The 25682-nt window shown below is 66.8% G+C and carries 30 protein-coding genes and 1 tRNA gene; 16 read left to right on the plus strand and 15 right to left on the minus strand.

The window, feature by feature from the left end; genetic code table 11:
* Positions 1–71: 71 nt before the first annotated feature.
* A complete protein-coding gene (gene phaC / locus QZ755_RS05840; RefSeq protein WP_294320674.1) occupies positions 72–1799 on the minus strand; it encodes a class I poly(R)-hydroxyalkanoic acid synthase in 1728 nt (575 codons plus the stop codon).
* A 75-nt stretch (positions 1800–1874) separates the two neighbouring features.
* Between phaC and QZ755_RS05845 the strand changes: the two genes are divergently transcribed.
* The 3 genes from QZ755_RS05845 (at position 1875) to QZ755_RS05855 (ending at position 4110) form a co-directional block, all read left to right on the plus strand.
* Complete coding sequence (locus tag QZ755_RS05845) at positions 1875–3086, plus strand: LL-diaminopimelate aminotransferase (RefSeq protein ID WP_294320676.1); 1212 nt, start codon at positions 1875–1877, stop codon at positions 3084–3086.
* A gap of 239 nt (positions 3087–3325) precedes the next feature.
* Positions 3326–3724 carry an MAPEG family protein gene (locus tag QZ755_RS05850; protein WP_294320678.1) on the plus strand — a complete coding sequence of 133 codons (399 nt, stop codon included), beginning with the start codon at positions 3326–3328 and terminating at the stop codon, positions 3722–3724.
* A gap of 101 nt (positions 3725–3825) precedes the next feature.
* Positions 3826–4110, plus strand: coding sequence for a DUF2061 domain-containing protein (locus QZ755_RS05855; RefSeq protein ID WP_294320680.1), 285 nt, complete (start codon positions 3826–3828; stop codon positions 4108–4110).
* A gap of 7 nt (positions 4111–4117) precedes the next feature.
* Here the strand turns inward: QZ755_RS05855 and QZ755_RS05860 are convergent, their stop codons facing one another.
* Entirely contained in the window at positions 4118–4588 is a 471-nt protein-coding gene (locus QZ755_RS05860; RefSeq protein ID WP_294320681.1) for a helix-turn-helix domain-containing protein, read from the minus strand.
* Positions 4589–4722: 134 nt separating this feature from the next.
* Between QZ755_RS05860 and QZ755_RS05865 the strand changes: the two genes are divergently transcribed.
* Positions 4723–5028, plus strand: a complete 306-nt coding sequence (locus QZ755_RS05865; protein WP_294320683.1) for a hypothetical protein — start codon at positions 4723–4725, stop codon at positions 5026–5028.
* Between the two features lie 52 nt (positions 5029–5080).
* A complete protein-coding gene (locus QZ755_RS05870) occupies positions 5081–7171 on the plus strand; it encodes a bifunctional (p)ppGpp synthetase/guanosine-3',5'-bis(diphosphate) 3'-pyrophosphohydrolase (RefSeq protein WP_294320686.1) in 2091 nt (696 codons plus the stop codon).
* 96 nt (positions 7172–7267) lie between these two features.
* On the opposite strand, the gene QZ755_RS05875 is transcribed toward QZ755_RS05870, so the two are convergent.
* The 5 genes from QZ755_RS05875 to QZ755_RS05895 form a co-directional block, all read right to left on the minus strand.
* A tRNA-Arg gene (locus tag QZ755_RS05875) sits at positions 7268–7344 on the minus strand.
* Between the two features lie 52 nt (positions 7345–7396).
* Entirely contained in the window at positions 7397–8059 is a 663-nt protein-coding gene (gene nth / locus QZ755_RS05880) for an endonuclease III (RefSeq protein ID WP_294320687.1), read from the minus strand.
* Positions 8056–8784 carry a 4-hydroxy-tetrahydrodipicolinate reductase gene (gene dapB, locus QZ755_RS05885; RefSeq protein WP_294320689.1) on the minus strand — a complete coding sequence of 243 codons (729 nt, stop codon included), beginning with the start codon at positions 8782–8784 and terminating at the stop codon, positions 8056–8058. Before dapB ends, nth begins: the two co-directional genes overlap by 4 nt.
* Before the next feature lie 113 nt (positions 8785–8897).
* Positions 8898–9257, minus strand: a complete 360-nt coding sequence (locus QZ755_RS05890; RefSeq protein ID WP_294320692.1) for a hypothetical protein — start codon at positions 9255–9257, stop codon at positions 8898–8900.
* A gap of 48 nt (positions 9258–9305) precedes the next feature.
* The gene (locus QZ755_RS05895; RefSeq protein WP_294320693.1) at positions 9306–9827 is read right to left on the minus strand and encodes a DUF2306 domain-containing protein; all 522 of its coding nucleotides are present in this window, start codon (positions 9825–9827) and stop codon (positions 9306–9308) included.
* Positions 9828–10045: 218 nt separating this feature from the next.
* On the opposite strand from QZ755_RS05895, the gene QZ755_RS05900 reads away from it, so the two are divergent.
* Genes QZ755_RS05900 through QZ755_RS05930 form a run of 7 tightly spaced genes read left to right on the plus strand, consistent with a single transcriptional unit; the run spans position 10046 to position 14454 of the window.
* Positions 10046–10858, plus strand: a complete 813-nt coding sequence (locus QZ755_RS05900) for a LytTR family DNA-binding domain-containing protein (protein WP_294320695.1) — start codon at positions 10046–10048, stop codon at positions 10856–10858.
* A gap of 13 nt (positions 10859–10871) precedes the next feature.
* Positions 10872–11246 carry a CrcB family protein gene (locus QZ755_RS05905; RefSeq protein ID WP_294320697.1) on the plus strand — a complete coding sequence of 125 codons (375 nt, stop codon included), beginning with the start codon at positions 10872–10874 and terminating at the stop codon, positions 11244–11246.
* Positions 11243–12337, plus strand: coding sequence for an RluA family pseudouridine synthase (locus QZ755_RS05910; RefSeq protein ID WP_294320699.1), 1095 nt, complete (start codon positions 11243–11245; stop codon positions 12335–12337). The genes QZ755_RS05905 and QZ755_RS05910 overlap by 4 nt, the downstream gene beginning before the upstream one ends.
* Positions 12337–12912 (plus strand): FMN-binding negative transcriptional regulator, encoded by a 576-nt coding sequence (locus QZ755_RS05915; protein WP_294320701.1) that lies wholly within the window; start codon positions 12337–12339, stop codon positions 12910–12912. The genes QZ755_RS05910 and QZ755_RS05915 overlap by 1 nt, the downstream gene beginning before the upstream one ends.
* Positions 12909–13568 carry an HAD-IA family hydrolase gene (locus QZ755_RS05920; protein ID WP_294320703.1) on the plus strand — a complete coding sequence of 220 codons (660 nt, stop codon included), beginning with the start codon at positions 12909–12911 and terminating at the stop codon, positions 13566–13568. The genes QZ755_RS05915 and QZ755_RS05920 overlap by 4 nt, the downstream gene beginning before the upstream one ends.
* Positions 13565–13774 carry a hypothetical protein gene (locus QZ755_RS05925; RefSeq protein ID WP_294320705.1) on the plus strand — a complete coding sequence of 70 codons (210 nt, stop codon included), beginning with the start codon at positions 13565–13567 and terminating at the stop codon, positions 13772–13774. The genes QZ755_RS05920 and QZ755_RS05925 overlap by 4 nt, the downstream gene beginning before the upstream one ends.
* Complete coding sequence (locus QZ755_RS05930) at positions 13771–14454, plus strand: ATP12 family protein (protein WP_294320707.1); 684 nt, start codon at positions 13771–13773, stop codon at positions 14452–14454. The genes QZ755_RS05925 and QZ755_RS05930 overlap by 4 nt, the downstream gene beginning before the upstream one ends.
* Here QZ755_RS05930 and QZ755_RS05935 read toward each other — a convergent pair.
* Both QZ755_RS05935 and QZ755_RS05940 read right to left on the minus strand, forming a co-directional pair.
* Positions 14441–15445 carry a LacI family DNA-binding transcriptional regulator gene (locus tag QZ755_RS05935; RefSeq protein ID WP_294320709.1) on the minus strand — a complete coding sequence of 335 codons (1005 nt, stop codon included), beginning with the start codon at positions 15443–15445 and terminating at the stop codon, positions 14441–14443. The genes QZ755_RS05930 and QZ755_RS05935 overlap by 14 nt on opposite strands.
* A gap of 191 nt (positions 15446–15636) precedes the next feature.
* Positions 15637–16062: an organic hydroperoxide resistance protein gene (locus QZ755_RS05940; protein WP_294320711.1), complete on the minus strand. Its 426-nt coding sequence runs from the start codon at positions 16060–16062 to the stop codon at positions 15637–15639.
* Positions 16063–16163: 101 nt separating this feature from the next.
* Between QZ755_RS05940 and QZ755_RS05945 the strand changes: the two genes are divergently transcribed.
* From QZ755_RS05945 to QZ755_RS05960, 4 genes are all read left to right on the plus strand, one after another.
* Entirely contained in the window at positions 16164–16604 is a 441-nt protein-coding gene (locus QZ755_RS05945) for a MarR family transcriptional regulator (protein WP_294320712.1), read from the plus strand.
* A gap of 42 nt (positions 16605–16646) precedes the next feature.
* The gene (locus tag QZ755_RS05950) at positions 16647–17894 is read left to right on the plus strand and encodes a putative DNA modification/repair radical SAM protein (RefSeq protein ID WP_294320714.1); all 1248 of its coding nucleotides are present in this window, start codon (positions 16647–16649) and stop codon (positions 17892–17894) included.
* A 77-nt stretch (positions 17895–17971) separates the two neighbouring features.
* A complete protein-coding gene (locus QZ755_RS05955; protein WP_294320715.1) occupies positions 17972–18448 on the plus strand; it encodes a hemerythrin domain-containing protein in 477 nt (158 codons plus the stop codon).
* On the plus strand, positions 18448–19827 hold the full coding sequence (locus QZ755_RS05960; RefSeq protein WP_294320717.1) for a UdgX family uracil-DNA binding protein: 1380 nt from the start codon (positions 18448–18450) through the stop codon (positions 19825–19827). Before QZ755_RS05955 ends, QZ755_RS05960 begins: the two co-directional genes overlap by 1 nt.
* Positions 19828–20248: 421 nt before the next feature.
* On the opposite strand, the gene QZ755_RS05965 is transcribed toward QZ755_RS05960, so the two are convergent.
* The 6 genes from QZ755_RS05965 to sdhC all read right to left on the minus strand — a co-directional run bounded on the left by QZ755_RS05965 (position 20249) and on the right by sdhC (position 25518).
* Positions 20249–20893 carry a nucleotidyltransferase family protein gene (locus tag QZ755_RS05965; protein ID WP_294320719.1) on the minus strand — a complete coding sequence of 215 codons (645 nt, stop codon included), beginning with the start codon at positions 20891–20893 and terminating at the stop codon, positions 20249–20251.
* Positions 20883–21791 carry an XdhC family protein gene (locus QZ755_RS05970; RefSeq protein ID WP_294320720.1) on the minus strand — a complete coding sequence of 303 codons (909 nt, stop codon included), beginning with the start codon at positions 21789–21791 and terminating at the stop codon, positions 20883–20885. Before QZ755_RS05970 ends, QZ755_RS05965 begins: the two co-directional genes overlap by 11 nt.
* Positions 21792–21899: 108 nt before the next feature.
* On the minus strand, positions 21900–22469 hold the full coding sequence (locus tag QZ755_RS05975; protein WP_294320722.1) for an ATP-dependent Clp protease proteolytic subunit: 570 nt from the start codon (positions 22467–22469) through the stop codon (positions 21900–21902).
* 438 nt (positions 22470–22907) lie between these two features.
* Positions 22908–24713, minus strand: coding sequence for a succinate dehydrogenase flavoprotein subunit (gene sdhA, locus QZ755_RS05980; RefSeq protein WP_294320724.1), 1806 nt, complete (start codon positions 24711–24713; stop codon positions 22908–22910).
* Positions 24713–25099 (minus strand): succinate dehydrogenase, hydrophobic membrane anchor protein, encoded by a 387-nt coding sequence (sdhD, locus tag QZ755_RS05985; RefSeq protein ID WP_294320726.1) that lies wholly within the window; start codon positions 25097–25099, stop codon positions 24713–24715. The genes sdhA and sdhD overlap by 1 nt, the downstream gene beginning before the upstream one ends.
* Positions 25099–25518 carry a succinate dehydrogenase, cytochrome b556 subunit gene (gene sdhC / locus QZ755_RS05990; protein WP_294320729.1) on the minus strand — a complete coding sequence of 140 codons (420 nt, stop codon included), beginning with the start codon at positions 25516–25518 and terminating at the stop codon, positions 25099–25101. Before sdhC ends, sdhD begins: the two co-directional genes overlap by 1 nt.
* Positions 25519–25682: the final 164 nt, after the last annotated feature.

Consider the following 25682-nt stretch of genomic DNA (forward strand, 5'->3'; position numbering starts at 1 on the left):
AATATCCATGACCGTTTCAAGACGGAATTTGTGCAGCGCAACATAAATATGCTGCACGTTTTCACCGGCACTTAGCGCGTTCGCACATACTCGCCGGGTGCATCGCACAGTGCCGGTGCAGTGCCGCCGCCGGGCACACGCAGGCCCTTGGCTGGAACGGTCTTCCCATCGGCCGCCGCGATCCATGCCCGCCAGTCCGGCCACCAGCTACCCTTCGTCTCCGACGCACCCGCGATGAACGCCGCCAGCGATTCGGCGGGCGCATCGTTGGTCCAGTACTGATATTTCCCGGCCGAGGGCGGGTTTACCACACCCGCGATATGCCCCGACCCGGCCAGCACGAAGCGCAACGGGCCGGTGAAATGCTCGGTCACCTTCCACACGCTTTCGGGCGGCGCGATATGATCCTCGCGTCCGGCCTGAATATAGGCGGGGGTCTTCACCGTGGTCAGGTCGATCGGCACGCCATCGACTATCATCGATCCGGGCTGCGCCAGCCGGTTGTCGCGGTAGAGATCGGTCAGATAGCCTAGATGCCAGTTCGCCGGCAGGTTGGTGACGTCGGCGTTCCAGTGAAGCAGGTCGAACGGCGCGTAATCGTTGCCGAGCAGATAGTTGTTGGTGACATAGTTCCAGATCAGGTCGCGGCCGCGCAGCAGGTTGAACGTCGCCGCCATGTAGCGCCCGTCGAGATACCCGTCCTTGCCCACCTGCCGGATCAGGCCCAGCTGTTCATCGTCGACGAACAGCGACAATTCGCCGGCATCGGCAAAATCGACCTGCGCGGTGAAGAACGTGGCGGTGGCGACCTTCGCCGCCTCGCCGCGCGCCGTCAGCAGCGCCAGCGTCGCGGCCAGCGTCGTGCCCGCGACGCAATAGCCGATGGTATGGACCGACTCGACGCCCAGCAGGTCGCGCACCGTGTCGATCGCGTCGACCTGTCCGCGCACGACATAATCGTCCCACGTCACGTCCTTCATCGACGCATCGGCCGATTTCCACGACACGACGAAGACGCTCAACCCCTGTTCCACCGCCCAGCGGATAAAGCTCTTCTCGGGCGTCAGGTCGAGGATGTAGAAGCGGTTGATCCACGGCGGAAAGATCAGCAGCGGGATCGCCCCGACCTTTTCGGTGGTCGGCGCATAGTGGATCAGTTCGTAGAGCGGCGTGCGTTTCACGACCTTGCCCGGTGTCGTCGCGACGTTGCGGCCCAGTTCGAACGCGCTGGTGTCGCTCTGCGTCATCTGGCCCTTGGCCATGTCGGCCAGCATATTCTGCAGGCCCTTCAGCAGGTTCTCGCCGCGGGTCTCGATGATTTTTTCGACGACTAGCGGGTTGGTTGCGGGAAAATTGGTCGGGCTCATCGCATCGATCAGCCCGCGCGTCGCGAAACGAAGCTGTTCCTTCTGCTTGCCCTCCACGCCGTCCAGCGCATCGACGCTTTTCAGCATATGGTCAGCGACCAGGAAATAGCTCTGCCGGATGAAGGCAAAGAGCGGGTCGTCATGCCATTGCTTGGCCTTGAAGCGCCGGTCGCGGGCGCGCTCGGGCGATTCCTCGACCGGGGTGGCATTGGCGGGGTCGAGGAATCGCTGCCACAGCTTCATCGTATCGGCCCAGAAATCGCTCTGCGCCTTCAGCATACCGGTAGGATCGGGGATCGCCGGGGTCCGCTCCAGCAGGTCGATGCCCTGTTCGAGCATCATCTGCTGCGCCCGGCCCAGCATCTGGGTCCAGTGCTGCAAATCCTCCAGCGACATGGACGGGGCCGGCGGCGTATTCGACTCGGCGGTCATTTTCTTCTCCTGAAGGCAGGCGGGCCTACCCGTTAGTTGCTTCCTAGCGTAAGGACCGCCGGGAAAGGAACGAGAATGTCCGACGAATTCTACCGCATGAAGCGCCTGCCCCCCTATGTCATCGCCGAAGTGAACGCGATGCGGGCGGCCGCGCGTGCCGGTGGCGAGGACATTATCGACCTCGGCATGGGCAATCCCGACCTGCCGCCGCCCGACCACGTCATCGAAAAGCTGGTCGAGGTCGCGCGCAAGCCCTCGGCGCATGGCTATTCGCAGTCGCGGGGCATTCCGGGCCTGCGCAAGGCACAGGCGAATTATTACGGTCGCCGCTTTGGCGTCGATATCGATCCCGACAGCGAGGTCGTGGTGACGATGGGGTCGAAGGAGGGGCTGGCCAGCCTCGCCACCGCGATCACCGCGCCCGGCGACGTCATCCTCGCCCCCAATCCCAGCTACCCGATCCATATGTTCGGCTTCATCATCGCCGGCGCCACGATCCGCGCGGTGCCGACGACCCCTGACGAGCATTATTTCGAAAGCCTCGAACGCGCGATGGCGTTCACCGTGCCCAAGCCCAGCGTGCTGGTGATGGGATATCCGTCGAATCCGACCGCCGAGGTCGTCGACCTCGCCTTTTACGAACGAGTGGTGGCGTTCGCGAAGGAACATGGGCTGTGGGTCATTTCCGACCTCGCCTATTCCGAACTCTACTATGACGGTTGCCCCACCCCTTCCATCCTGCAGGTGCCGGGCGCGAAGGACGTCGCGATCGAGTTCACTTCCCTTTCCAAGACCTATTCGATGGCCGGCTGGCGGATGGGCTTCGGCGTCGGCAACAAGAAGCTGATCGCGGCGATGACGCGGGTGAAGTCGTATCTCGACTATGGCGCGTTCACCCCGATCCAGGCGGCGGCGTGCGCCGCGCTCAACGGCCCGCAGGATATCGTCGAGAAGAACCGCCAGCTATACCACAAGCGCCGCGACGTGCTGGTCGAGAGTTTCGGGCGGGCCGGATGGGACATCCCCTCGCCGCGCGCGTCGATGTTCGCCTGGGCGCCGCTGCCGCCGGCGCTCGCCCATCTTGGGAGCCTCGAATTCGCCAAGCAGTTGCTGACCGAGGCCAAGGTCGCGGTCGCACCGGGCGTCGGCTATGGCGAGAATGGCGAAGGCTATGTGCGGATCGCGATGGTCGAAAACGAACAGCGGCTGCGCCAGGCGGCGCGCAACGTGAAGAAATATCTCCAGTCGATGGGGGTCAATACGCCGGCGGGGCGGAACGCGGGGTAGGGCCTGCCCGGCACCATCCTACCCCCGCGCAGGCGGGGTCCCAGCAGGATGTGCCAGGTGCCTTGCTTCGTCGCTGCCGAACCCCCGCGCAGGCGGGGGTCCAGGGTTGGAAGACGCGGCGGCTGGTCCGTGCGGCTCTGGATCCCCGCCTGTGCGGGGATACGGCATGAGCGGCTCGGCGGCTGGAACCCCGGCCGCTTCCCGACGCTATATGCGGCAACGCAAACCGGAGCGCATCCATGACCAGCCTGCCCCTCGAACTCACCCTGCTCGGGTGGTCGGTCGTACTGCTGGTGATCGCGATCATGCTGCAAGGGCAACTAGCCACGCGCGAACTGGGTGTCGGGTGGAACGCCGGCCCGCGCGACGGCGACCAGCATCCCAAGGGCGCGCTGGCCGGTCGGGCGCAACGGGCGCTCGACAATTTCAAGGAAAGCTACCCCGCCTTCATCGCGCTTGCGCTGGCACTCGCCATCAGCGGGCGGACCGGCGGGTTGGGTGCGATCGGCGCGATGCTGTGGTTCGGCGCGCGGATCGTCTATCACCCGCTCTACCTGTTCGGGGTGCCCTATGTCCGCAGCCTGGTGTGGGTCGCCTCGATGTTCGGGTTGCTGCTGATGCTGATCCGCCTGCTGTGACAAGCATGGCTTGATCGGCCCCATATTTTCCTCGCTACGCACCGCCGCGCGGCTGTCGCACGCCATGGCGCCCGGCATTCCGCCTGGGCGGAGTCGTCGGCATGTTCGTGTTCAAGGGTCTTGAGAGCCACCCGCGCAGCTTCGTGAAGGCGGTATCGTGGCGCACCGTGGGATCGATCGATACCTTCGTGCTGGGGCTGTTCTTCTCCGGATCGGCCAAGCTCGCCGGGGCGATCGCCGGGACCGAGGTCATCACCAAGATCCTGCTGTTCTATTTTCACGAACGCGCCTGGTCGCTGGTGCGGTGGGGCCATCGCACCGATGCGACAGCGGAAGCCGCGCCGGACGACGAAGCGGCTCCCGAAGCCCTGCCCACCACCGGCTGATCCGGGGTCAGTCGCGCAAGACGTCCGCTTCGAGCGCCCAGAGCAGGTCGCTCTTGTCCAGCACCCGGCCGTCATGGCTGTGGACCGCGACCGTCGCGATCGGTCGACGGTCGCGCGCATCGACCAGGATCGGCGTCGCCGCCACGCCGGTTTCCCATCGTTCGCCCCATTGGCGCAGCGCGACCATCGTCGGCAGCAGCGCCCGTCCCTTTTCGGTCAGGCGATATTCGATCTTGCGCCGGTCCGCCGCGACCGCACGCCGTTCGAGGATCCCATGCCCGACCAGCCGCGACAGCCGGTTGGCCAGGATGTTGCGCGCGATGCCCAGTTCCGACTGGAACTCCTCGAAATGACACAGGCCGTTGAACGACCCGCGCAGGATCAGGAACGACCAGCGTTCGCCCATCGCCTCCAGCGCGGCGGGCAGGCTGCACCGGTTGGCCAGTTCGCGCAGCGGTTCTCTGAGGGTCGTCGTCATTCGAAACAGCCTAGCCCAATGTGACAGCAAGGGAAATAGCACCGATTTCGCGGCTGCAGCAAAGATAGTCATTTGCAACTTACATCGATGTATATTAGCTGCGGCATCGACGAATCGACCGCTGGAGACGCGCCATGAAGACTTTCGCCCTGCTCGCCGCCGCCGCCATGACCCTGCCCCTCGCCGCCACGGCGCAGCCGGTCCGCGGCTATGCGGCGGTGCCCGCCGTTGCCCCCACGATCGCCGCGATGATGACGCGCAGCACGCCGTGGAAGTGCGCGGGCGATCGCTGCGTCACCAACCGGACCGAGGGCAGCCCGCTGACCATGTGCCAGCTCGCGGCGAAGGAACTGGGCACCCTGACCACCTTCACCGCCAATGGCGAGGCGTTCGCCGCCGAACAGCTCGCCAAATGCAACACCCGCGCCAAGAGTGCGTGAGGCGCATTAAAAACGGTTGCAATGCACGACCACCCCGCTCCATCTAGATTCCATGCTGCGGCAGTATGAATTGGTGGAGCGGGTCAAGGCCTATGACCCGGATGCGAACGAGGCGCTGCTGAACCGCGCCTATGTCTTTTCGATGCACGCGCATGGCAGCCAGAAGCGCGCATCCGGCGATCCTTATTTCAGCCACCCGATCGAGGTGGCCGGCATCCTGACCGACCTGCACCTCGACGACGAGACGATCGCGACCGCGATCCTGCACGATACGGTCGAGGATACCGTCGCCACCCACGAGGAAATCCAGGCCAAGTTCGGCGAGAACGTCGCGCGGCTGGTAGAGGGCGTGACGAAGCTGTCGAAGATCGAGGCGCAGACCGAGAACGAGCGCGCCGCCGAGAACCTGCGCAAGTTCCTGCTGGCGATGTCCGACGATATCCGCGTGCTGCTGGTGAAGCTGGCCGACCGGCTGCACAACATGCGCACGCTCCATCACATCTCCAAGCCCGACAAGCGCAAGCGGATCGCGCGCGAGACGATGGACATCTATGCCCCGCTTGCCGAGCGGATCGGCATGTACGAGTTCATGAACGAAATGCAGACGCTGGCATTTCGCGAGATCGAACCCGAGGCGTATGAATCGATCACGCTGCGCCTCGAACAGCTCGAGGCCGGCGGCGGCGACCGGGTGGCCAAGATCGGCGGCGACCTGAAGGCGATGCTCGACCGCCACGGCATCGCCGCCGAAATTTCGGGTCGGCGCAAGCACCCCTATTCGATCTGGCGCAAGATGTCCGAACGGCACGTCACGCTGGAACAGCTGTCCGACATCATCGCCTTCCGTGCGATCGTCGACAGCGAGGAGGAATGCTACCGGGCGCTGGGCATCATCCATCGCCGCTGGCCGATGGTGCCCGGACGCTTCAAGGACTATATCTCGACGCCCAAGCGCAATGGATACCGTTCGCTCCACACCAGCGTCATCCATGCCGAGAACATGCGGATCGAGGTGCAGATCCGCACCCGCGAGATGCACGCCCAGGCCGAATTCGGGCTGGCGGCCCACTGGGCCTACAAGCAGGATGCGGTGCGCCCCGATACGCAGGTGCGCTGGATCCGCGACCTCGTCGAGATCCTAGACAATGCGGAGAGCCCGGAAGAGCTGCTCGAACATACCCGCATGGCGATGTATGCCGACCGCATCTTCGCCTTTACGCCGAAGGGCGAGCTGCACCAGTTGCCCAAGGGCGCCACGCCGATCGACTTCGCCTATGCCGTCCACACCGATCTGGGCGACCAGGCGGTGGGTGCAAAGGTCAATGGCGGTGTCGTGCCGCTGCGTACCGAGCTGAAGAACGGCGATCAGGTCCAGATCCTGCGGTCCAAGGCGCAGCGCCCGCAGGCGAACTGGCTGAACTTCGCGATCACCGGCAAGGCCCGCGCCGCGATACGCCGCTATATCCGCCTGCGCGAACGCGACGAGACGGTGGCGCTGGGCACCAAGCTCTATCTCGAACTGATCGCCCGCCTGCCGGTCCCGCCGGGCAGCGACGCGTTGGGCGAGGCGCTGAAGCGCCTGAAGCTGTCCGAGGAGGCGCAGCTGTTCGAAGGGCTGGCGCGCGGCAAGCTGAGCGAGGAAGCGGTGATGGAGGCGGTGATGCCGGGCGTCATCGCCAACCGGCTTGCCGAACCGATCCCGGCACAGCGCGCGCCAATCGAGATCAAGGGGCTGACCGCCGGTGTCGGTTACGACCTCGCCACCTGTTGCCACCCGGTGCCGGGCGACCGCATCATCGGCGTCCGGCGCGGCGCAGGCCGGTTCGAGGTGCATGAGATCGGATGCCGCGAGATCGAGGCGATCGATCCGCATCACTGGATCGACCTTACCTGGGGTGACAATGCCGAGGGGGCGACCGCGCGTATCGCGGTCACGCTGAAGAACGAGCCCGGCGCGCTGGGCGCTGTCGCGACCGTCATCGGCGGGCACAAGGCCAATATCCTGGGGCTGCGGCTCGACAACCGCGACACGACCTTCCACACCAACACCATCGACGTGGAGGTGCGCGACGCCGCGCATCTGATGAAGCTGCTGGCCGGGTTGCGCGCGGCGGATGCGGTGAACAAGGCGGAGCGGGTCTAGGCGGCGGACGATCGTCGCCGTCATCGTCGCGAACGGGCGATCGTGGCGTCCGCAGCCGGACACTGGTCTTGTCACACAGAAAAATCGAAACGCCACTGGCGCACCCGAAGGGATTCGAACCCCTGGCCTCTGCCTTCGGAGGGCAGCGCTCTATCCAGCTGAGCTACGGGTGCTTGGCCGTGGAGGCACGCGCCTAGCAAAGGTCGCGTGGCATTGCCAGCCGTTTCAGTCGGTCGCGACCGTCTTTTGCTTCGGCGCGGGTGTTTTCGGTTTGAACGCGCACAGGTCGGCGACCGGACAGCGCCAGCATTCCGGACGCCGCGCCTTGCAGATATAGCGGCCGTGCAGGATCAGCCAGTGATGCGCGTGCAGGCGGAAGGGTTGCGGCACCACCCGCTCCAGCACCGATTCGACTGCGTTGGGCGTCTTGCCTCGCGCAAGGCCGGTGCGGTTGCCGACGCGGAAGATATGGGTGTCGACCGCGAACGTCTCGGCGCCGAATGCAACATTCATCAAGACATTGGCGGTCTTGCGCCCGACACCGGGCAGTTTTTCCAGCGCGGCGCGGTCGTTCGGCACCTGTCCGCCATGGTCGGCGATCAGCGCTTCGGACAGGGCGATGACGTTCTTTGCCTTGGTATTGAACAGGCCGATGGTGCGGATGTGCTGCTTCAGCCCGTCGAGGCCCAGCGTCACCATCTTTTTCGGCGTGTCGACCGTGGCGAACAGCGCGCGCGTCGCCTTGTTCACGCCGGCATCGGTCGCCTGCGCCGACAGCACGACCGCGACCAGCAGCGTATAGTCGTTGACCGATTCGAGTTCTGTTTCGGGGTGCGGGTTATCCTCCGCCAGCCGTCGGAAGAATTCGAAGATGTCGGCCTTCTTCAAACGCCCAGCACCGCATCCATCGTGTAGCGGCCGGCCGGTGCGCTCGCCAGCCACAGCGCGGCGCGCACCGCGCCGCGGGCGAACAGGGCGCGGTCGTCGGCGCGGTGGCCGAGTTCGATCCGCTCCCCCTCGCCCGCGAACACGACCTGATGATCGCCGACGATCGTGCCGCCGCGCAGCGAGGCGAAGCCGATCGTGCCGCCAGCGCGCGCACCGACCAGCCCGGCGCGGCCGATCACGCCGCTGTCGGCAAGGGTCGTGCCCATCCCCTCTGCCGCCGCGTCGCCCAGCATGAGCGCGGTGCCTGATGGCGCATCGACCTTCAGCCGATGGTGGCTCTCGACGATTTCGATGTCCCAGTCGGGGCCGAGCCGCCGCGCGGCGTCGCGCACCAGCCGCGACAGGAGCGCGATGCCGAGCGAGGTATTGCCGGTCTGCAGCACGGCAACTTCGGCGGCGGCTTCGTCGATCATCGCGTGGTGGCGGTCGTTCAGGCCGGTCGTGCCAATGACGATCGGGGTGCCCGTTCCGCGCGCGGCGGCCAGATTGGCCGCCAGTGCTTTGGGTGAGGAAAAATCGACCAGCACATCGGCGCGCGACGCCAGATCGACCGGATCACCGCCCTGATCGACGCCGCCGGCCAGCGTTTCGCCGACCCGTTCGATCTCCTGCGCGATCGCGCGTCCCATTCGGCCCTGCCATCCGAAGATACCGATGCTGGTCACTGGTTCCCGTCCGCCTGCTTCGCGCGGTCGCCCGACGCGACCCCGGCTCCGCGCGGTCCATGGCCCCGGCGGCAGGGATGTGCAAGCGATTGTGCCAGTCGATGGCGACTGCCTTAGCGCTGGACCGACGCGACCGGTGCCTCGGCATATTTCGGATCGTTCGGATCGAAATCCGGCTGCGGATCGAAGGTGCGCGACGTCAGCGCGACATTGCCGAGGCCCAGCAGCTTGAACGTGCCGATCTTGAAGATTTTGGGCGGGCTGCCCGCGCGTTCGACGGTCACCGCATCGACATGCAGGTCGCCATGCCTGGTCCACAGCATATGGGGGGCCAGGATCATGTCCATGTTGTTGTAGCGCACCGACAGGCAGATCCGCTGCATCAGGGCGAAGCGGATGATGTCGCTGAGCGAGGCGCGCAGCTCTTCCGTGGCGGTGTCGGTCGCGGACTCAGGGGCGGCGTCGTTGTGCATCGCAGCAATAGGTAACGATTGCGACAGCCGCCAGCAAGGGGGGCGGTTTCATCCAAAAGCCCAAATCGCCATCACCCGCCCCGGCGAAAAGGCGAACAGGCCGGGGATGATCATCGCGCCGAGGAACATGCCCACCAACCGGCGGCGATGGCTGGGGATGTCGCCCGCGCGTGCCGCGGCGATCGATGCCCATGCGGCCGCCAGCGTCACCGGCACGAAGATATGAATCCACGAAAAGCTGCCATGGTTGAGTTCGCGGATGAGCAGCGCGCTGAGCGCGGTCGACGCCATCAACGCCATCCAGATCCGACCGAGCAGCCGGTGCCGCCCCCCGCCCTTGCGCGTCAGCAGGATATATAGGCCAAGCGGGATGGCGGGTAGCACACTCATCAGATGGATGGCGACCGCCACGTCGTGCGCGGCCGGCGCGGTGGGTGCCATGCCGGTCGCGGCACGAACCAGCGCGAGCAGGCTGAGCAGGCTGAGCGCACTGCCACTCGCCACCATCGCCCCACGCAGCAGCGGCGAGACATCGGTCGGGCGAACGGCGGTCGGGGCGGTGGCGGACATGCTGGAGCTTCCTGTTGGTCGGTGTCGTCCCTGCCGTGCCGCCATGCCGCTCGCCGGCAAGGCGATGTTCGCGAAGTGCGGCCGTCGCATCGCGGATCGTCCGCCCTGCCCGTTCGCGATGCGCGAAATGGCAGCGTCTGACAGAGCGAACGTGCCAATCGTCGGCGAGCGCGCTATCGGAAGGACGCCCTCCGACCTGATTCCAACCCGAGCCGCTTATGCCCGATGCCCGCCGATTGCTGATCGACCTGACCATCATGTCGGTCGTCGGCATGGTGCTGGCGGTGCTGGGGCCGTTCGGCAGCTTCGCCATGCCGTTCGCGCTGCGCCTGGCCTATTGGCTCGGCATCGCGCTGGCCGGCTATGCCCTGTACCTGCCCGCGACGGTCGGCGCGACCCGACTGGCCGCGCGACTGGCCTTGTCGGAAGCGGGGCTGTGGATCGCGGCCTGTGTCGTCGCCACCGTGCCGATGACAATGGTCGTATGGGCCGTCGAAGGGCTGTGGCATCCGCTGCGCCCACCTTCGGCGCAGCAATGGCTGGCGAGCTATGCCAACGTCCTGATCCTTGGGTCGGCGATCACGTCGATCTTCTGGTTCGGGCGGGCGCGGCGGCTGCGGGCGGCGGTGCCGATGCCTATCGCCGCGCCGATCGTCCCAGCTCCAGCAGTTGCCTCCCCCGCGCCGCCGTTCCTCGACCGCCTGCCCCCGCATCTCGGCCGCGACCTGATCGCGCTGGAGATGGAGGACCATTATGTTCGTGCGCACACGCCCGCCGGATCGACGCTGATCCTGATGCGGATGCGCGACGCGGTGGGCGAGCTGTCCGGCGTCGAGGGCGCGCAGGTCCATCGCAGCTGGTGGGTCGCGCGCGGCCATGTGACGGGCACGGAGCGCGACGGGCGCAACCTTCGCCTGCTGCTGACCGGCGGGATCGCGGCGCCGGTCGCACGCGGCCAGACGGAGGCGTTGCAGGCGGCCGGCTGGCCCGTACGCAGCACGACGGTTTCATCGCGCGCCGCAATCGGCTAGGCGACAGCCGATCATGGGAAATCTCTTTATCGTCATGGCCGGCGGCGCGATCGGCGCCGGCCTGCGACATCTCTTCGGGCGCTGGACGCTCACGACCTTTGGCCCCGGCTACCCGTGGGGAACGCTGGGCGTCAACCTGATCGGCGGGCTGGCGATGGGATTGCTGGTGGGGCTGCTGGCCCGCCAGGGCGGCAACGAACAGGTCCGGCTGGCGCTGGGCGTCGGGGTGCTGGGGGGGTTCACGACCTTTTCGGCCTTTTCGCTCGACCTGGTGAACATGATCGAGCGCGGCGCGCTGGCAGAGGGGCTGGGTTATGCGTTGCTATCGGTAATCGGTGCGGCGACGGCGCTGTTCGCTGGCCTGTATATGACGCGGGGGGCGGCATGAGCGAGAACGACGTCCGGCAATTCACGGTCGGGACCGATGACGACGGCATCCGGCTCGACCGCTGGTTCAAGCGGCATCTGCCCGATACCAGCTTCAACACCGTGTCGCGCTGGGCGCGGACCGGGCAGTTGCGTATCGATGGCGGCCGCGCCCAGCCGGGCGCGCGCCTGTCCGCAGGCCAGGTGCTGCGCGTCCCGCCGCCCGAATCGGCGATCGTCGCCCAGCCGAAACCGAAGGCCGAGCGCCCGCCGCTGTCGGCCGAACAGACCGAGTTCGCGCAAGGCCTCGTCATCCACCGCGACAAGCAGGCGCTGGTGCTGAACAAGCCGCCGGGCCTCGCGACGCAGGGCGGGACCAAGACCCACGACCATGTCGACGGGCTGCTCGACGCGCTGCAGTTCGATGGCGAGAGCCGGCCGAAGCTGGTCCACCGGCTGGACAAGGATACGTCGGGCGCGCTGCTGATCGCGCGCACCGCGCGGGCGGCGGCGTTCTTTGCCAAGTCGTTTTCGGGGCGGACCGCGAAAAAGGTCTATTGGGCACTGGTCGTCGGCATTCCCGACATTTCCGACGGCATCGTCGACCTGCCGCTGGCCAAGCAGCCGGGCACCGGTGGCGAAAAGATGCATGTCGACGAAGCGGAAGGGCAGCCTGCCCGCTCGCGCTACCGCGTGATCGAACGCGTCGGCAATCGCGCGGCATGGGTCGAGCTGCAGCCCTTTACCGGGCGCACCCACCAGCTGCGCGTGCATATGTCGGCGATCGGCCACCCGATCGTCGGGGACGGCAAATATGGCGGGCAGGCGGCGTTCCTGACCGGTGGGGTCAGCCGCAAGATGCACCTGCACGCGCGCCGCATCCGCATCGATCATCCCGATGGCGGACAGGTCGACGTGACCGCCGAACTGCCGCCGCACTTTGCCGAGAGCATCGATCTGCTGGGCTTCGACCTGAGCCTTGGCAATGCGATGATCGACGATGCCCCGCCGCCGGTGACCAAGGCCGATCTGAAGGCCAAGGCGAAGGCGCACGCCAAGAACTATCGCAAGGAACGGCGCGGCGAGCGGCGGTCGCGGGGCCAGCGCGACTGATGCACCCGGACGCGACCTTTCGGATGGACGAGGATGCGGCGCGGGCGTTCGTCCGTGACGAGGGTTTCGGCATGTTGTTCGCCACCACCCCCGACGGCCCGCGCGTGGCACAGGTGCCGGTGGTGTCCGCGGCGGACGGCACGCTGCGTTTCCATCTGGGACGGCGCAATGCGATGACGCCGCATCTGGCGGGCGCGACCGCACTGTTCGTGGTGCAGGGGCCGCACGCCTACATCTCGCCGCGCTGGTACGACACCGGACCGGATGCGGTGCCGACGTGGAACTATGTGTCGGTCGAGGTGGAGGGCATCGTCCACCCGATCGACCGCATGGGCTTACGCGAACAGGTCGACGCGATGGCCGACAGATACGAAGCCGAACCGAAATGGTCGGTTGCCGGCATGGACCCGCGCAAGGCCGACGGATTGTTCGGCGCGATCACCGGATTCGAACTGGTGCCGACGGCATGGCGCGGCACCGTCAAGCTGGGTCAGAACAAGCCCGCCGTCGTGCGTGATCGCGTTGCCCGCGCGCTGGGCGACCATCCACTGGCGGCATGGACGCGTGGCGCATGATTCGCCTTGCCGTGTTCGATTGCGACGGGACGCTGGCCGATGGGCAGGCGAATATCTGCCTCGCCATGGCGCTGGCTTTTGCCGATGCCGGCCTGGCCGAACCCGATCCGCGCGCGGTGCGGCAGATCGTGGGATTGAGCCTGCCGCAAGCGGTCGCGATGCTGGTGCCCGACCGCGATGCCGAGCTGCACGATGCGGTGGCGGAGGGGTATAAGCGGCATTTCCGTGCGATGCGGACCGACGGGCGGCTGGCCGAGGAGCCGTTGTTCCCCGGCATCGCCGATGCGCTGACTGCGCTGCTCGACGGGGGATGGACGCTGGGCGTGGCGACCGGCAAGTCGGATCGGGGCCTTGCGCTGCTGCTGGCGCATCACGGCCTGACGCACCATTTCACGACCTTGCAGACCGCCGATCGCCACCCGTCAAAGCCACATCCGGCGATGCTCTATGCCGCGATGGCCGAAGCGGGGGCGATGTCCGAAGCGACGGTGATGATCGGTGATACCGGGTTCGACATGGCGATGGCGGTCGCGGCGGGAACGCGGGCGATCGGCGTCACCTGGGGCTATCACGACCGTGACACGTTGATCGCCGCCGGTGCGCACCAGATGTGCGACGATGCCGCTCTGCTCCCTGCCCTGCTGGACATGTCATGAACCCTGACCAAACCGCCCGCAACCGCTGGCTCGCGCTGGTCGCGATCCGCATCGTGACCGCGATGGGCGCGGTGTTCGGCCTGATCGTGCTGGCACGCGCGTCCGATACCGCGATGCGGGTACTGGGCGCGGCGATCGTGCTGTCGGCGCTGTATGCGATGGCGGTCGTGCCGCGTGGCTTCATCGCGAAGTGGCGTAGCAAGTGAAGCGCTTCTGGCAGGACGTTGCGGTCACGCCCGATGGCGGCATCGCGCTGGACGGCCGGCCGGTGCGTACGCCGGGGCGGCTGCCGCTGGTCGCGCCGTTTCCCGCGCTGGCCGAGGCGATCGCCGGGGAGTGGCGCGCGGTGGGAGAGACGATCGACCCGCGCGCGATGCCGCTGACCGGCCTCGCCAATGCCGCGATCGAGCGGATCGCACCCGACGCACCGGCCTTTGCCGGCGGGATTGCGGTGTACGGCGGCAGCGACCTGCTATGCTATCGCGCCGAAGTCGGACCGCTGGCGGAGCGGCAGGCGGCGGCATGGGACCCGGTGCTGGACTGGGCGCGCGGGCGGTACGGCGTCGACTTCATCGTCACCGATGGCGTGATGCCTGTCGAACAGCCGCCGCTGACTCTTGCCCGGCTGCGCGAGGCGGTGGTCGCGCTGTCGCCCTGGACGCTGGCGCCGCTGTCGCCGATCGTGTCGCTGACCGGATCGCTGCTGCTGGGGCTGGCCCTGGTCCAGGGCGCGATCGATGCCGACGCCGCCTGGGCCGCGACCCATGTCGACGAGGACTGGCAGATCGAACAATGGGGCGAGGACGCGCTGGCCGCCGAAACCCGTGCCGTGCGCGCGGCCGAATATCGCGCGGCGATCCGCTTCCTCGACCTTATCCGCGCCTGACCGGGCCGCACGACCCGCCGATCGACAGCGACAGCGTGGCCGATAGCGGCGTGTCGTCACCGCCCCCCTCGATTCCGTCGATCAGTCGCGTCGTAATCGCCGCCGCCATGTCGGCGATCGGCCGATGCACGGTGGTGAGTGCCGGGGTCAGCATCCGTGCAAGAATGCTGCCGTCGAACCCGACGACCGACAGGTCGCCTGGCACGTCGAGCGATCGTCCCGCCGCGACCTTCAGCACCGCCGCCGCCATCACGTCGTTGGCGGCAAAGATCGCGGTCGGCAGGGGATCGGTCGCCAGCAGCCGGACCGCCGCCGCCACGCCGCTGTCGAACCCGTAATCGCCCTCGGCCTCCTGCGTCAGGGTCAGGCCGTGGCTGGCCAGTCCGGCGACGAACCCGGCGCGCCGCTCCTGCGCGGAATGGGCGCTGGCGGGGCCGGACAGCAAGGCGATCCGGCGATGGCCGAGCGCCACCAGGTGATCGGCGACCGCCCGCGCGGCGCCCCGCTCGTCCGATACCAGCACTGCGCCATAACCCGACAGCGCGACCGAAGAGAGCGCGACCGCCAGCACGCCCGCGCGGCCCAGCGCCTCGGCGACCCCGGCAACGCCCGATACCGGCGGCACGACCACCACGCCGTCGACCCGCGACCGCCCGGCGAAATCGAGGACATCCGCCACCGGATCGCCGTCCCCCGACGCGACCGGATGCACCACCAGTTCATAGCCGCGCGCCACCGCCGCGCCGACGATACCGCGCTGCAGCGGGTCCAGCACCAGCGCATTGCGGTCGTTATGGACCAGTCCCAGCAGGAACGACCGCCCGGTTGCCAAGCCCCGCGCCCGTGCGCTGGGCCGGAAATGCAGCGCGGCGACCACCGCCTCGACCTGTTCGCGGGTCGCGGCATTGACCAGCGGCGAGCGGTTCAGCACGCGTGAGACGGTACGGATCGACACCCCCGCCCGCGCCGCGACATCGGCGATCGTCGTCATGCGGCACGTCCCGAACGGAAAACGACATGCGGGACGGAGACTGCCTCGGCCGTCTCCGCCCCGTCATGGTTCAGCGATGCGGCGGCCAAGGGAGCGAACCGCCGCATCGTCTGGATCGTCAGCAACCGGCATCTCCTCCTTGGCCCTACGTACGCAAGGCATAGGCGAAGCCGCTCGCTGCTGTCGAACGATCAGGCAAGGGTCAGGCCGACATCGACATTGCCGCGCGTCGCGTTCGAATAGGGGCAGATGCCGTGCGCGGTGTCGACCAACGCCTGTGCCTGCTGCGGATCGAGGCCGGGCACCGACACCTTAAGGTTTGCAGTGATGCCGAACCCGCCGAGCGAACGCGGACCGATGCCGACGGTCGCGGTCACCGCGACATCGTTCGGCACCTTGATGCCCAGCTGCTGCCCCGCGACCTTCATCGCGCCGATGAAGCAGGCGGCATAGCCCGCCGCGAACAGTTGTTCCGGGTTGCTGCCGTCACCGCCAGCGCCGCCCAGTTCGCGCGGCGTCGACAGCTTGACCTCGAACCGGCCGTCCTCGCTGCGCGCATGGCCCTCGCGGCCCCCGGTGGCGGTAGCAGTGGTGCTATATTTGACGTCGACCGACATGGCGGATGCTCCATTTATTTATCGCGATAACTATCTAGGACGTTGCGCGCCGCCTGTCCAGAATTATTTATCGCGACAATTATCCATGCTATGCGACGGGCATGACGACACCCCTGCCCCTCGATGAACAGCTCTGCTTCTCGCTCTACGCCGCCACGATCGCGATCAACCGGACGTACAAGCCGATGCTCGACCGGATGGGCATCACCTATCCGCAGTTCCTCGTCCTACTGACGCTAAGCGAATCGGACGATGGCCTGACGATCGGCGCGATCGCCGACCGGCTGTCGCTGGAACCGAGCACGATCACTCCGCTGGCCAAGCGGATGGAGGCGGCCGGGCTGGTCGACCGGCTGCGCAATCCGGAGGACGAACGACAGGTCCGGGTCCGCCTGACCGCTACCGGCCGCGCGCGCTGGGCGGAAACTGGCTGCCTTGCGCCGACCGTCGTCGCACGCAGCGGCATGACGCCCGAACGGCTGATCGCGCTCAATGCCGAAGTGACCGCGCTGCGTCGTGCATTGGACGCGGCGCTTGGCTGAAACCCCCTTGGCGTCCAACGTCTTGGAACATATATCGAACGCATGGCGCAGCTCGATACCCGTGCGAAACTGGCGATCCTTGCCGATGCGGCCAAGTACGATGCGTCGTGCGCGTCGTCGGGTACGGCCAAGCGCAATTCGCGCGACGGCAAGGGGATCGGATCGACCGAAGGCATGGGCATCTGCCATGCCTATGCGCCCGATGGCCGCTGCATCTCGCTGTTGAAGATCCTGCTCACCAACAGCTGCATCTTCGACTGTCATTACTGCATCAACCGCAAATCGTCGAACGTCCGCCGGGCGCGCTTCACCGCGCAGGAGGTCGTGGCGCTGACGCTCAGCTTCTATCGCCGCAATTATATCGAGGGGCTGTTCCTGTCGTCGGGGATCATCGGATCGTCGAACTACACGATGGAGCAGATCGTCGAGGTCGCGCGGTCGCTGCGCGAGGATCACGACTTTCGCGGCTATATCCACCTCAAGACCATTCCCGATGCCGATCCCGAACTGGTTCATCTGGCCGGGGTCTATGCCGATCGCGTGTCGATCAACGTCGAACTGCCGACGACCGGCGGCCTCAAGCGCCTCGCCCCGGAAAAGTCGGCAACCCAGATCGAAGGGGCGATGGGCAAGGTTGCCCATGACATCGCCGACGGCCGCGACGCACGGAAACGGTACAAGGCTGCGCCCAAATTCGCGCCGGCCGGTCAGTCGACGCAGATGATCGTCGGCGCCGATGCGGCGACCGATCGCGACATCGTGGGCAAAGCGTCGACGCTGTACGACCGCTACGGCCTGCGCCGCGTCTATTATTCGGCGTTCAGCCCGATCCCGGAAGCGTCCGCCGTCCTCCCCCTCCAGCGCCCGCCGTTGATGCGCGAACATCGGCTGTACCAGTCGGACTGGCTGATGCGCTTCTACGAGTATCGTCCGGACGAGGTGCGCGCGGCGGCGGACGATGCGACGGGAATGCTTCCGCTCGACATCGATCCCAAACTCGCTTGGGCATTGAAGTTCCGCGATCGCTTTCCGGTCGATGTGAACCGCGCCCCGCGCGAGATGCTGCTGCGGGTGCCGGGGCTGGGGGTAAAGGCGGTGAACGCGATTCTGACCGCGCGGCGCTGGCGGCGATTGGCGCTGGCCGATGTCGCGCGGTTGACGGTATCGATCGCGAAGCTGCGGCCGTTCCTGATCGCCGACGACTGGCGACCGGTGGTACTGGCGGACCGGGCGGAGTTGCGACCGGTGGTGGCGCTGAAGAAGGCGGACCAGATGGAGCTGTTCGGCTGACGGTGAAAACCGCTCGCAAGAGAAACCTCCGCCCTCCGCCGCCGTTGCTGGTGTCGAACCACGCAAAGGAATCCCCCATGGCCGACGCCCGCATCTATGCCGATCTGAAGGCCGATCACGATCGCCACCGCGACCTGTTGAAGCGCATCGACGCGGCCAAGGGCGACGAGCGCGTCGAACTGTTCGAGACGTTCCGCGTCGAAGTCTCCGCCCATGCCGCGGCGGAAGAAGAGGCGCTCTACGCCACGATGCTCGCCAATCCCGACCTGCGCGACGATGCCCGCCATTCGGTGTCCGAGCATAAAGAAATCGACGATTATCTGGGCGAGATCGCCAAGCTCGACGCCGGCAGCAACGAATGGAACGAGCGCTTCGCCGAGATGCGCCACCGTTACGAACACCATATCGACGAGGAGGAGGAAGAGATGTTCCCCGCCGCTGCCGAGGAACTGAGCGATGCCGAGGAAGCACGCATCGCCAAGGTGTTCGAGGAGCGCAAGCCGAAGGAACTGGCGATCGCCGAAACGTCCGAAGCGGGCGACGATCGCGACTGATGCGCGTCGCGGCGCTGGCGGGGGCGGATGATTTCGACGGGTGGCGCGATGCCGCTCGCAGCCTCGCCGCGCAGCGCGTGCCCCCGGCGGAGGTGGTGTGGCAGGTCGGCGACCTGCCCACCGACCTGTTCGGTGACGAGGCGATCGTCGCCAGCGATGCCCCCGCCCCCCGCGTGCCGCGCCCGTTCATCGATCTGGCCCGGACCGTGGCGATGCACGCCGATCCCGAGCGGTTCGCGCTGCTCTATGCAATGCTCACTCGCCTGATCGACCAGCCGCGCCTGATCGACGACAAGGCCGATCCGGCGCTGCGGCGGTTGGAAGAGATGGCCAAGGCGGTCCGCCGCGACATCCACAAGATGCGCGCGTTCCTGCGGTTCCGCGAGGTCGAGGAGGATGGCGGCACCCGCTTCGTTGCGTGGTTCGAGCCGGAGCATCACATCGTCCGCCACAATGGCCGGTTCTTCGTCGACCGGTTCGCGGCGATGCGCTGGTCGATCCTGACGCCCGAGGTTTCGCTGCACTGGGACGGCGAGACGCTGACCGAAGGGCCGGCAGCGACCAAGGCCGATGCGCCCGACGGCGACCCTGTCGAGGAGGTGTGGAAGACCTATTACGCATCGATCTTCAATCCCGCCCGACTGAAAAAGGGTGCGATGCTGAAGGAGATGCCGCGCAAATATTGGAAGAACATGCCCGAAACCGCGCTGGTCCCGGCGCTGATCGCAGGGGCACAGGCACGCGAGGCGGCGATGATCGAGACGGCACGGGCGGCACCCGGCGGCAATAGCGCGGGGGCCTGGGAAGCGCTGCGCGACGAGGCGACGGGATGCCAGCGCTGCCCGCTGTGGAAACCGGCGACGCAGACGGTGTTCGGCGAAGGGCCGGTCGACGCCGCCATGATGGTGGTCGGCGAACAGCCGGGCGACCAGGAGGATCTGGCCGGGCGGCCGTTCGTCGGGCCGGCGGGACAGGTGTTCGACCGGGCGATGGCCGAGGCCGGGATCGACCGGTCGCGGGTCTATGTCACCAACGCGGTCAAGCATTTCAAGTTCGAGCCGCGTGGCAAGCGGCGCATCCATGCCAAGCCGGGCGTAGGGGAGATTGACGCCTGTCGCTGGTGGATCGAACAGGAGCGCGGCATCCTGCGCCCGCGCATGACGGTGGCGCTGGGCGCGACGGCGGCGCGGTCGCTGACCGGCAAGACGGTGACGATCTCGCGCGAGCGCGGGCGCGTAGTGACGCTGGCCGATGGCGGTGCGGCGTGGATCACGGTGCATCCGAGCTTTCTGTTGCGCCTGCCCGATAAAACCCAGGCGGATGAAGAGTTTGCCCGCTTCGTCGAGGATTTGAAGGGCGCGCACGCGGCGATGGCGTGAGGCCAAAGTTCACTAAGTTCACACTCGCCGCGTTTTCGCGGCGATGCGCTGTGTCATTCGAACAGGACGTCATGCCAGCGAAGGCTGGCATCTCCCCGTTATGGCGCGGGGCAGGAGCCGCTGGAGGCCCCAGCCTTCGCTGGGGCGACGTATGGGCCGGACAATAGAAAGATCGTTTTCACGCGAAGGCGCGGAGGACGCTGAGAGGTCGTGGACCGGGCGATCGCAGCCTGTCTGGCGAAGCCCCTCTCCTTTTTCGGCCTCTGAGAAGGAGTGCCGCTGTCGCGGCGAACGCTACATCTCTGCGCCCTCTGCGCCTCTGCGCGATCACATCCTTCTTTCTTCTCCGCGCCTCCGCGCCTTCGCGCCTCCGCGTGAACCAATTCCCGTGAGCCTACCCGACCCGCCCCCTGTAGGAAAATCATTCCGGCCGGGGGTGCCACCATGGTTCAGGGCGCGGCAGGGTGATCGCGTCATGCTGTTCCGGCGCCTCCGCGATGGCGCGCAGGCGGTCGAGATCTTCTGGCGTGTCGATGTCGATCAGTTCGGCGGGGGCGGTCACGACATGGCGGCCGGCGCGGACGAGGTCGCGGGCGCCGGCGTCCCCTTCAAGCGATTCAAGAAAGTCGAAGCGGCCGGCGCCAAACACTGCCGGAGGGCACGGTTTGGTCCCGTCGCTCGACGCGACCACCGCATCCGGGTCGTCGCGGGCGGTATCGAGCAGGCGATAGACATGGGCGGCGGTGATGCGTGGCATGTCGGCCAGCGCGATCACCACGCCCTTCGCGCCCTTTGCCCGCGCCGCGCGCAGGCCCAGCTGGACCGAACGCGACATGCCGTCCGCCGGAGCGTCGTTGACGATCACATCGAACCCGCGTGCGGCGAAGTCGAGCTTCGTCCCGTCGATCACCGCGACGCGGCCGAGGAACGGGATCGCCTCCAAGGCGGTCACGACATGATAGGCGACCGGCTTGTGCAGGAATTCCTGCGCCAGCTTGTCCGCATCGCCGAAGCGCTGCGAGCGCCCCGCCGCCAGCAGGATCAGGACGGTATCTTCAGCGCGCATGGAAGCTCCTCACCATTGCCGCTGCGATCGACAGCGCGATTTCGGACGGGCCGATCGCCCCGATGTCCAACCCGACCGGACCGTCGATCCGCTCCAGCCCCTGCGCCCCGGCGGCGGACAGCCGTTCGAGCCGCGCGGCATGGCTGCGCCTGGACCCCAGCGCACCGATATAGGCGGCGGGGGATTTCAGCGCCTCGACCAGCGCGGGGTCGTCGATCTTGATATCGTGGCTCAAGGTCACGACGGCGGTGGCGGCGTCGGGTTTGAGCGCCTGCAACGCCTCGTCCGGCCAGCGATCGTCGAGGGTCACGCCGGGAAAGCGTTCCTCGGTCAGGAAACGGGCGCGCGGATCGATGACGGTGGTGGCGATGCCCAGTTCGCGCGCCATGCCCGCCAGCCCCTGCGCGATCTGCACCGCACCGACGATCAACAACCGGCGCGGCGGATCGTAGCGATTGGCGAAGGCGCCTTCGACCTCGCCAATAGTGGTACGGCCGGTGGTACGGTCGGTCGACAGCGTGATCGCCTGCCCCTGCCCCCGTGCCGCATCGATCGCGTCGAACAGCGCCGGATCGAAGCCTTGCGGGTCGACGCGCTGGACCATTACCTCGATCTCGCCGCCGCAGGGCAGGCCGACTTCCCATGCGGCGGCGTCCGCGACGCCGTAGCGCTTGATGGCGAAAGGCGCGCCGGCGATCACCTCGGCCGCGGTGGCAAGGATGTCGCTTTCGACGCAGCCGCCCGACACCGATCCTTCGAACCGGCCGTCCTGATGCACCAGCATGTGGCTGCCGCGCGGGCGCGGTGCCGATCCCCAGGTCGAGGTGACGGTCGCCAGCGCAAGAGTTGCGCCAGCCCAGTCGCGAGCGGCGGTCAGGATGGTGTCGTTATCGGCCATGATGTTCCGATGATGGGGGAAATTCGGGGCGGTGGCCAGTGGATGTTGGTCTTGCCCACGGGCCGTACCCCCGCCTGCGCGGGGGTACGGACGTGTCGCGGACAGACGTCAGATGACGTCCAGCACAAGTCCGCGCGCCTTGGCTTCCTCCGCGCCGATATACCAGTTGGCCGGGGCCTTCTGCACCAGTTCGTCGAACGGCACCTGCGACCCGGCGACGATGGCGCGGAAGCCTTCCTCCTCGATCTCGACCGAGGTTTCAATCTCGTGCAGCTTCGCCTTCAACGTCGCGACCAGCATTTTCAGCGGGCCGGACAGTTCGATCGTGCTGGTCATCTGCCGCTCGTGCAGCATCAGGCGCGTACCCCTGGTCAGGAAGCGCTTGTCGACCGGAAAGGCCGACATGAAGGTCGAGCCGGCGGAATAGACCGCGACCTTGCCGAGGAACAGCACCTCGCGGCCGGTATAATCGCGTAGCAGGCGGATGTCGTCGCCCATCGCGCGGGCAACCTCCGGATCGCCGCCCAGCGTCGAGATCGAGACGACCAGCGGGCCATCGGCGGGAGCGCCCAAGACCTGGTTGCGGAAACTCTCGTACATCGCATGGTCGACCGGACCGGCGAGATGGACGTGCGGGCGGGCAAGCAACGGATAGTCGTTGACGTTGGTGTCGGGCATGGCGGGCGTTCCCTCTGGCGTGGTCGGCGGCGGTACCCGGGCGGAACGGGGTTATGTTCCGGGAATTGGTCGTCGGAGGAAGAAGAAAGTCCAAGGGTTCGCGCGGAGGCGCGGAGACGCGGAGGAGTCGCGGTTCGGGCGGGGGGTGGGTGCCATGGTCGGCGAGGCCGCGTGCGCGCCGTTGCGCTGGTCTCCCGGCCGCATATGTCACCCCAGCGGAGGCTGGAGTCTTTGTCGATCCGGCGGGGCAGGCGCCGCGGGAGACCCCAGCCTTCGCTGGGGTGACGATTGGACGGATTGCGTCGATCGAAGCGGTGCCGCTGGCGCTTCCTCTCCGCGCCTCCGCGCGAACCACTCTTCGTCGTGCCTTTGCGAAAAAAAACAAAAAGGGCGACCGGTTCGCACCGATCGCCCTTCGTCATTCCTTTCGAAGCAGGATCAGTACACCCGCTTCTTGGGCTTGATATATTCGATCTCGTCGGTGAGCGTATAGTCATGCACCGGGCGATAATCGATCGCCGTCGTGCCGCCCTGACCGCCCCAGCCGTCGAAGGTCGAGATGGTGTGCTTCATCCAGTTGGCGTCGTCGCGATCGGGGAAATCCTCGTTCACGTGCGCGCCGCGGCTTTCCTTGCGGTTCTGCGCCGACTTGATCGTCACCATCGCCTGCGCCAGCAGGTTGTCGAGTTCCAGCGTCTCAACGAGGTCGGTGTTCCAGATCAGCGAGCGGTCGGTGACGTTCACGTCGGCGAACGAACGATAGATGTCGTCCATCATCGTCACGCCTTCGTTCAGCAGCGCATCGTCGCGGAACACGGCGCAATGCTTCTGCATCGTCTTCTGCATGGCGAGGCGGATCTGCGCGGTCGGCGTGCTGCCGCTGGCGTTGCGGAACTTGTCGAGCCGGGCGAGCGCGAGGTCGGCCGAATCGGCGGGCAACGGCTTGTGCGGGGTGTTGGGCTTCAGCGTTTCCTTGAGGCGCAGGCCCGTCGCGCGGCCGAACACGACCAGATCGATCAGTGAGTTTGAGCCGAGGCGGTTGGCGCCATGGACCGACACGCAGGCCGCTTCGCCGACCGCGAACAGGCCGGGTACGACCGCATCGGGGTTGCCGTCCTTGATGGTGACGACTTCGCCGTGATAATTACAGGGAATGCCGCCCATATTGTAATGGACGGTCGGGGTGACCGGCAGCGGCTGGCGGGTCAGGTCGACGCCGGCGAAGATCTTGCCGGTTTCGGTGATGCCCGGCAGGCGTTCGGCCAGCACCTTCGGATCGATATGGTCGAGGTGCAGGAAGATATGGTCGCCGTCCTTGCCGACGCCGCGCCCTTCGCGCATTTCCATCGCCATCGACCGCGACACGACGTCGCGCGACGCCAGGTCCTTGGCCGAGGGGGCATAGCGTTCCATGAACCGCTCGCCATCCTTGTTGGTGAGGTACCCGCCCTCGCCGCGTGCGCCTTCGGTAATCAGCACACCCGCGCCGTAGATGCCGGTCGGGTGGAACTGGACGAATTCCATGTCCTGCAGCGGCAGGCCGGCGCGCAGCACCATGCCGCCGCCGTCGCCGGTGCAGCTATGCGCCGACGTGGCGGAGAAATAGCAACGGCCATAGCCGCCGGTCGCCAGTACCACCGAATGCGCGCGGAAGCGGTGGATCGACCCGTCTTCCATGCACAGCGCGATCACGCCCCGGCACACGCCGTCCTCCATGATGAGGTCGAGCGCGAAATATTCGATGAAGAAGTCGGCGTCATACTTCAGCGACTGCTGGTACAGCGCGTGGAGCATGGCGTGGCCGGTACGGTCGGCGGCGGCGCAGGTGCGCTGCACCGGAGGGCCTTCGCCCATATTCTGCATATGGCCGCCGAACGGACGCTGGTAGATCGTCCCGTCCTCGTTCCGGCTGAACGGCACGCCGGCATGTTCCAACTCGATCACCGCCGCCGGGGCTTCGCGGACCATGTACTCGATCGCGTCCTGGTCGCCGAGCCAGTCGGAACCCTTGACGGTATCGTACATGTGCCACGACCAGTGGTCGGGCGAATTGTTGCCGAGCGAAGCGGCGATACCGCCCTGCGCCGCGACGGTGTGCGACCGGGTCGGGAACACCTTGGTGATGCAGGCGGTCTTCAGACCGGCCTCGGCGCTGCCCATCGTCGCGCGCAGGCCGGAGCCGCCCGCGCCGATGACGACGACGTCATAGGTGTGGTCGATGATCTTGTAGGCGTCGGTGGCCATTATGCGGGCGTCCCGGTGAAAGCGATACGGAGGATCGAGAAGGCGGCGAGCAGCCAGCCCGCGCCATAGACGAGGTTCAGCGCGACCAGCGCGACGACGCGCGTTTCGTCATGCTGGTAATCCTCGATCACGGTCTGCAGGCCCATCTTGGCATGGTAGAAGACCGAGGTGGCGAGCAGGATCAGCGGCACCGCGCCCCATGCCGACGACACCCATGCGTATACGGTGTCGTAATCGTAGGACGGCAGCAGCGCGAGCGACAGCACGAACCAGACCATGAGGACGAGGTTGGCGAACGCGGTCAGCCGCTGATGCCAGAAATGATGCGCGCCGGCCTTGGCCGACCCCAGGCCGCGGACGCGGCCGATGCTGGTTCCGTTACCCATCAGTGCTTCCCCACCAGCAGCCAGGCCCACAGCGCGGCAGTCGCGCACGCGGCGAACACGATCGTCGCGATCGCGCTCTGCCGGTTGCCCTTCAGTTCGAAATTGGCGCCGATATCCATGAAGAAATGGCGGATGCCGTTGCCGATATGCTGGAACAGCGCGAAGCTCAGCCCGATCCCGAACAGATAGCCTACCGGTGCGAACGGCCCGGTGAACCACGACAGGAAGCGGGCATAGCTGTCCTCGCCCCCCGACAGCGCGGCCAGCCACCACACGAACAGCGCGAGGCCGACCGTGCCCATGGCGACGCCGGTCGCGCGGTGCAGGATCGACACCAGCATGTTCGGGCCCCAGCGCCAGACCTGGAGATGGGGCGATACGGGGCGATTTTTCGGGCGGACCATGGCCAAGTCGGACATTCCTCAAAAGCAGCGCGCGCAGCCACGTCGGGCGGATGCGGATTTCCAGCGATTGTGGCCTATCTACGCACCCGCCCCGCCGATGCAAGTCCGCTTGCACGAAAGCGCAGCGGCATCGCGAATCCGTACCGGCGGCGGACCCGTGGTCAACCGGCTGTTAACGC

The organism is uncultured Sphingomonas sp., from assembly GCF_913776855.1.
Classification (GTDB): Bacteria; Pseudomonadota; Alphaproteobacteria; order Sphingomonadales; family Sphingomonadaceae; genus Sphingomonas.